This window comes from Streptomyces katrae, from assembly GCF_000717655.1.
GTDB lineage: Bacteria > Actinomycetota > Actinomycetes > Streptomycetales > Streptomycetaceae > Streptomyces > Streptomyces katrae_B.
The window spans coordinates 25,724-32,192 of the sequence record NZ_JNZY01000052.1; the positions used below are offsets into that span (position 1 = coordinate 25,724).

Genomic DNA, 6,469 nt, shown 5'->3' on the forward strand with positions numbered 1-6,469 from the left:
ACCCCCTTCCCGCACCCGAACCCGCACCCTGTGAGCTGAGAGATGGACCTCACCTTCGTCGAAAGCAAGAAGGATCCCGGCCGAGACTGCTTCGTGTACACGGCGCACAGCGACTTCGACCTGCTGGGCATCGACAGCCTGCGCGGGCGCGGCGACCGTGACCTGCTCGGTTTCCCCGCAGCAGTGCCCGTCGGCGACCCGTTCGCCCCGCACACCACCCACATGCTCGTGATGGTCGACGGCGGCCTGGTCGCCGGCGCGGAACTCGTCGCCTACTCGCCGCTGGGGCTGCCGCTGACCCAGTGGCCCGAGCTGGCGGGTGTCCTGCGGCACAGCGGCCGGCTGGTGCAGTGCCGCCTTCCGGTGGTGCGCCCCGAGTTCGCCGGCACGGTCCTGCCGGAGCTTCCCTTCGGCGTCCTCGGAGGCCTGTTCAAGGGCTGTCTGCAGTGGGCGGTCTCGCACGAGGTGAGCGATGTCGTGGTGGAGGCCGCCGACCGGCGGGCGGTCGACAAGCTCACCCAGCTCGGCTTCGTACCGGCGGACGGCTCGGGAGCGGAAGGGGCGCCCCCGGTGTACCGGCTGAACGTCAGCAGGCTCGTGGCCCGCGGCTTCCGTGCCAGCCACCCCTTCTACCGGTACCTGCTCGAGTACGACGAGAGCGTGCTGGTCAGCAGGTCGGCCCTCGCCGCCGCCTGAAGGCCCCGGCCGTCCCGCTCCGCAGCCTTCCCCCATTCCCCGCATTCCCGCATTCCCACAGTCCAGGACACTGGAGAGGAACGGACCCCGTATGTCCCTCATAGGCAGGCGCCTGGCGCTTCCACCCGACCTGCTCGTGCACCGGGTCTTCGAGACCCACGCCCGGCAGCACCCCGACCGGCCCGCGCTGACGTGCGGCGCCGAAGAGCTGAGCTTCGCCGAGCTGAACGCACGGGCCAACCGGTTCGCCCACCACCTCATCGCTCTCGGTGCGGGCCGGGGCTCCGTGATCGGCGTATGCCTGGACCGTACGCCCGAGCTCATGGTCGCGATCCTCGGGACCATGAAGGCCGGCGCCGCCTACGTGCCGCTGGACCCCACCTACCCCGCCGAGCGGCTCCGGCTGATGGTGTCCCAGCTCGACGAGATCAAGCTCAACGTGGTCTCGGCCGACACCCGCGCCCTGGTCGCCGGGGCGCCGGGCGATCTCGTCGTCATCGACGAGCTCGGTGGGCAGCTCGACGCCCTGCCCGCCACGGATCCGGTCGTCGACCTCTCCAACGACGACCTGTGCTACGTCGTGTTCACCTCCGGCTCCACCGGAACGCCCAAGGCCACCGCCGTGCGCCACGAGGGCTGGTACAACCTCCTCGAGTGGCTGCGGGTCGAGTACGGTCTGGGCAGCGGTTCGAGCGGGCTCACCGTCAGCTCCTTCGGCTTCGACATCAGCCAGCGCGGACTGATGGCGCCGCTGTTCTGCGGTGCCACCCTCCACCTGCTGCCCAGCCGCATCTTCGACCCGGGCATGGCCTACCGCCTGATCGAGACCCACGGCGTGCGGCAGCTGCACTGCGCGCCGAGCACCTTGTACGTGCTCATCGAGCACGAACAGGCCCTGGGCACCGACGCACTGACCCGGGTGGGCCACGTCTTCATCGGCGGGGAGCCGCTCACGGTCTCCCGGGTCGAGGACTGGGCCGGCCGGGAAGGCAACTCCTGCGTCCTGCTGCACCAGTACGGGGTGGCCGAGTGCACGGACGTGGCGACCTCCCACGTGCTCGCGGACTACGCCCGCTACCGGGGCACCGCGACGCCGGTGGGAGAGCCCGTGTACAACACCGAGATCCACCTCCTCGACGACGAGTCGAACGAGGTGCCGGACGGCGAGACCGGAGAGATCTGCATCTCGGGCCTCAGCGTCAGCGCCGGCTACCTCAACGCCTCTGCGGCCGACACCCGCCGGTTCACCGACCGGGACACGGGCGACGGCGCCGTCAGGACCTACCGGACCGGTGACCGCGGCTACGTCACCCCGGACGGGGAACTGGTGGTGGTCGGCCGCGTCGACGCCCAGGTCAAGATCCGCGGCATGCGGATGGACCTGGGAGACGTGGAACACGGGGTCCGGTCCCACCCGCTCGTCGACGACGCCGTGGTCCTCGCGGTTCCGGACGACTCGGGCGAGCTGCGTCTGGTGGGCTTCGTGCTGCCCGCGGCCGACGGTCTCGACACCCGGGCGCTCTACCGCGACCTGCTCGGCACCCTGCCCCGGAACATGGTGCCGCAGGAGTTCACGGTCCTCGACGCCTTCCCGCTGAACCCGAACGGCAAGACCGACCGGCGGGCCCTGGCCGCCGGCTGACGCAGGCCCTCAGCGGCCCACCTGCCCGCTCGCCCGCGTCCTCGGCGAGCGCTCCAGAAACCTTCTTTTCCGCACGCGTGGCTTTCGAGCAAAGGAACAGCATCCGCATGACCATCGACCAGCAGCGCCCGACCCCGGCCGCCCAGATCTCCGGCAACGCGATCGTCCCCGAGGACATCAAGGCGAACATCGAGCAGTTCAGCCTCGACGGCTTCACCGGCCCGATCAAGCTGTACGAGCCGGAGGAGGCCGCTGCCCTGATCCGCGAGATCCGGATCAACAACCAGGACGCCTCGCGCGCCCTGTACAAGAACAGCGTCAACTACGACCGGCACTTCGACATCCCGGAGCTCAGCCGGCACATCACCCACCCGACGATCGTCAAGTACCTCACGGCCATCCTCGGCCCGGACGTACTGAACTGGCGGACCGAGTGGTTCCCCAAGTTCCCGGGCGCCAAGGCGACCGAGTGGCACCAGGTGCGCGACTACAGCTACGCCAACGGCAAGCCGCAGCTCCTGCCGACCGAGTCGGACTGGAACGCCTACATCGACATCACCGTCTGGACGACCTTCACGCCGGCCACCAAGGACAGGGCCTGCATGAAGTTCGTGCGCGGTTCGCAGCGTGACTGGATCTTCGACGAGCACAAGGCCACTCAGGCCGGCCGTGGCGCGGACTACGACGTCGCCCACTCCGACACCGGCTTCTTCGGCTACGACTTCGCCGACTTCAAGATCGACCCGAAGTGGGAGCCGCGCCCCGAGGACGTCGTCGAGCTGGAGATGCAGCCGGGCGAAGCCGTCATCTTCACGGCGTCGTGCGTGCACGGCTCCACCCCGAACAACACCGAGCGCGAGACCCGCTTCGCGATCGCCAGCCGGTACGTCCCCACACACGTGCGCGTCTACCCGGGCCAGGACTCCTTCAGCGCCCACGGTGCGACGTTCGACCTGTCCGAGTACGGCAGCGTCGTCGTGGCCGGTGAGAACCGCTACGACCACAACCGGATCCGCACCGAGAACAACCACGGCACCCCGTTCGGCTGGACCGCGAACTGACCCCCCTCCCCTTCCCCTTCACCGAAAAGGACCCAGAACGTGATCGCAACCAAGATCCACGCCATTTGGAGCCGTGAGCTCAAGCTCGAGGAGTTCGCCGACACGGACGACTTCTTCGACCTCGGCGGGCACTCACTGATCATGACCCGGATCCAGCGCGCGATCCTCTCCGAGCTCGGCATCGAGGTCGCGATGGACCAGCTCTTCCGCAAGTCCACGGTCGCGGCGATCTCCGAGCACATCGAGACGGCCCCCGCGGCCGCCTGATCCCGGCTCCGCTGCCGCCAGACCTTGCTGCGACGCCGGGGACAGGGCTCCACAGCCTGTCCCCGGCGTCGCAGCCGGTTCATCTCCCACCACTACAGGAAGATCCCCCAGTGCAGCTATCGAGTCGGGGCCGGCAGATGTCCCGCCTGTCGGGCATCCGCAGCATCATGGAGGACATCGCCGCGGCCGACCGGGACGCGGGCGACGACGAATGGCTCAACCTCAGTCCGGGCAACCCCTCGCACATCCCCGAGGTCGTCGAGGCCTGGCACCGCCTCACCCGTGAGGCCCTGGACGACCGGTTCGTCGAGTCCAGCACCCGGTACGGGCCCTCGCGCGGCACCGCCACCCTCGTCGAAGCCATCGTCGACTACTTCAACCTCACCTACGGCTGGTCGATCGGGCCGGAGAACGTGGTCGTCGGGCCCGGCAGCCAAATGCTGTCGTTCATCGCGACCAGTCTGTACACCGGCCCGGACGCGGACGGCGTGCTGCAGCCACTGGTGCTGCCCCGCCTGCCCGACTACACCGGTTACCAGGGACTCAGCCCGGACCCCGGCGGCACGGTCGGCATCGAGCCGTTGATCGTGCCCGAGGGATCCCACTCGTTCCACTACAGCCTGGACACAGAGGCCCTGGCCCGGCAGACCCGCATGGGCATGATGCTGCTGTCCAACCCGGCGAACCCGACCGGCAGCAGCATCGAGGCGTCCGAGCTGAAGACGCTGATCGCCACCGCCGAAGAGCGCGACGTGCCCCTGGTGCTCGACCACGCCTACGGGGAGCCCTTCCCCCAGGTGGTTCGGACGAGGCTCGCCCCCGTGCTGCATTCGCACGTCATCAACCTCTTCACGCTGTCGAAGGCGGGGCTGCCCGGCGAGCGGATCGCCTTCGCGATCGGCCCGGCCGACCTGATCGACCCGATGGTGTCCTTCATCGCCAACACGACACTGCACGCGCCGCAACTGCTCCAGGCCGTCGTCGAACGCTCGTTGACGACCCGGCAGATCGACGTGATCTCCGAGCGCCACATCAAGCCCTACTACCGGGCCAAGCGGGCGATGGCCGAGGCCCTGCTCGCCGAATCCCTCCCGGACGACCTGAACTGGCGGCTGCACTCCAGCGACGGGGGGATGTTCTGCTGGCTGTGGATCGACCACGACTGGTTCGACGACCTGACGCTGTACGAGTTCCTCAAGCGAAGGCAGATGTTCATCGTCCCCGGCCGGCACTTCTTCGTCGAGCCGCTGGACACACCGTTCCTCGGCACGCACGGCAAGCGCTGCATCAGACTGAGCCTGAGTCCGGACGAATGGGCCGTGGCCGACGGCATCGTCCGGCTGGGTGAAGCGCTCGAAGAGCTGCGCGCGAGCGCGGGAACCGGAGAGTGACGACCATGGGCAAGTGGCTGCGCCGCCGTGCGGCGCAGGAGACAGCGGTCAGCCGGCTCGTCTGCCTGCCGCACGCGGGCGGCACCGCCGCGTCGTTCGCCGGCTGGGGCGGCCGGCTGCCGGCCGGCGTGGAGTTGATCGCCGTGCAGTACCCGGGCCGGCAGGACAGGCTGGGCGAGGAGCCGATCGGGGACATGGCCACGATGGCCGAGCAGGTGGCGGACGCGCTGCGGCCGCTCCTGGACCTCCCGATGTTCTTCTTCGGGCACAGCATGGGCACCGGCCTGGCCTACGAGGTCGCCGGCATCCTCGAGCGCGAGCACGGGTTCGTGGCGGAACACGTCTTCGTGTCCGCCAGGCCGGCGCCCCACTTGATCGACGGGGAGCACCGGCACCGGCTGAGTGACGAGGACCTCGTCGCTGCGATGCGCCGACTGGGCGGTCCGGACGCGGCGGTGCTCGACCATCCGGAGCTGCTGCCGCTGATCCTTCCGCCCCTGCGGGCGGATCTGGCTCTGCTGGACCGGTACCGGCCCGAGCGGCTGACCCCGCTGCGGGCGCCGCTGACCGTGTTCGGCGGCGAGAGCGACGACACGTGCCCGGTTTCCCGGCTGTCCGCGTGGAGCGCGGCCACGACCGCCGGCGTGCGGGTGCGGACGTTCCCCGGCGGCCACCACTACCTGCGCGAGTGCGAGGACGACGTGCTCGAAGCGGTCTGCGCGGAAATCCTTGCGGCGCGCCGGGGCCGGCAGCCACTTGATGCATGAACCGTACGAAACGGCGCCGTCAGCCGACGTGGTGCCCGGCGGTCGCGTCGACGTGGTCGGGAATTTCCTCGTGGGTGTCCCCGACCGTCAGCGTGCCCGTCGGCTCGATGATGTGCGATTCCTCATCGGACACCGGCTTGTGCTCGATGCCCCGCGGCACGACGTAGGTGTCCCCCCGGTGGAGTGTCACGCAGCGTTCCACACCGTCCTCCCGCAGGTGGATGACCAGCCGTCCGGCCGCGACGATGAAGAGCTCGTCGGTGTCCTGGTGGGAGTGCCACAGGTATGCGCCGTGGAATTTCGCCACCCGGACGTCGTAGTCGTTGAACTGGGCGACGATGCGCGGACTCCAGAGCTCGCTGAAGGAATCGAGGGTCCTCTGGATGTTCACCGGTCCGGTCATCATGTGTTCAGGCTCCTTGAATGCCGCGGTTTGGACAGGCGTGTGCCGCCCTGGCCGGAGCGACCGGGGGCGGCACACGGGGTGGGTGGGAGATGCGCCCCTAGACGGCGGCCCGCACGGCGAGCGCGTCGCCGATCTCCTCCGTGGTGCGGAAGGTTCCGTCGCGCTCCGCGAGGTCGGCGGTGACGGCGTCCTCGATGCGGGCGGCCTGGGTCTCGTGGCCGAGGTGGCGCAGCAGGAGG

General features: G+C 69.5%; 7 protein-coding genes and 1 pseudogene. 6 read left to right on the forward strand and 2 right to left on the reverse strand.

Annotated features, from left to right (window positions below):
• Positions 1–42: 42 nt before the first annotated feature.
• From IF09_RS0135940 to IF09_RS0135965, 6 genes are all read left to right on the forward strand, one after another.
• On the forward strand, positions 43–696 hold the full coding sequence (locus tag IF09_RS0135940) for a hypothetical protein (protein ID WP_030303181.1): 654 nt from the start codon (positions 43–45) through the stop codon (positions 694–696).
• Positions 697–787: 91 nt separating this feature from the next.
• Positions 788–2,338 carry an amino acid adenylation domain-containing protein gene (locus IF09_RS0135945; RefSeq protein WP_030303183.1) on the forward strand — a complete coding sequence of 517 codons (1,551 nt, stop codon included), beginning with the start codon at positions 788–790 and terminating at the stop codon, positions 2,336–2,338.
• Between the two features lie 107 nt (positions 2,339–2,445).
• Positions 2,446–3,399 carry a chlorinating enzyme gene (locus IF09_RS0135950; protein ID WP_051833509.1) on the forward strand — a complete coding sequence of 318 codons (954 nt, stop codon included), beginning with the start codon at positions 2,446–2,448 and terminating at the stop codon, positions 3,397–3,399.
• A gap of 39 nt (positions 3,400–3,438) precedes the next feature.
• Positions 3,439–3,666 (forward strand): phosphopantetheine-binding protein, encoded by a 228-nt coding sequence (locus IF09_RS0135955; protein WP_030303191.1) that lies wholly within the window; start codon positions 3,439–3,441, stop codon positions 3,664–3,666.
• Between the two features lie 110 nt (positions 3,667–3,776).
• A complete protein-coding gene (locus tag IF09_RS0135960; RefSeq protein WP_158710155.1) occupies positions 3,777–5,057 on the forward strand; it encodes an aminotransferase class I/II-fold pyridoxal phosphate-dependent enzyme in 1,281 nt (426 codons plus the stop codon).
• A gap of 5 nt (positions 5,058–5,062) precedes the next feature.
• A complete protein-coding gene (locus IF09_RS0135965; RefSeq protein ID WP_037636978.1) occupies positions 5,063–5,824 on the forward strand; it encodes a thioesterase II family protein in 762 nt (253 codons plus the stop codon).
• A 19-nt stretch (positions 5,825–5,843) separates the two neighbouring features.
• Here IF09_RS0135965 and IF09_RS0135970 read toward each other — a convergent pair whose 3' ends face one another.
• Positions 5,844–6,230 (reverse strand): cupin domain-containing protein, encoded by a 387-nt coding sequence (locus IF09_RS0135970; RefSeq protein ID WP_030303196.1) that lies wholly within the window; start codon positions 6,228–6,230, stop codon positions 5,844–5,846.
• A gap of 97 nt (positions 6,231–6,327) precedes the next feature.
• A pseudogene (locus IF09_RS45245) lies at positions 6,328–6,469 on the reverse strand (3-isopropylmalate dehydrogenase); the annotation flags it as partial.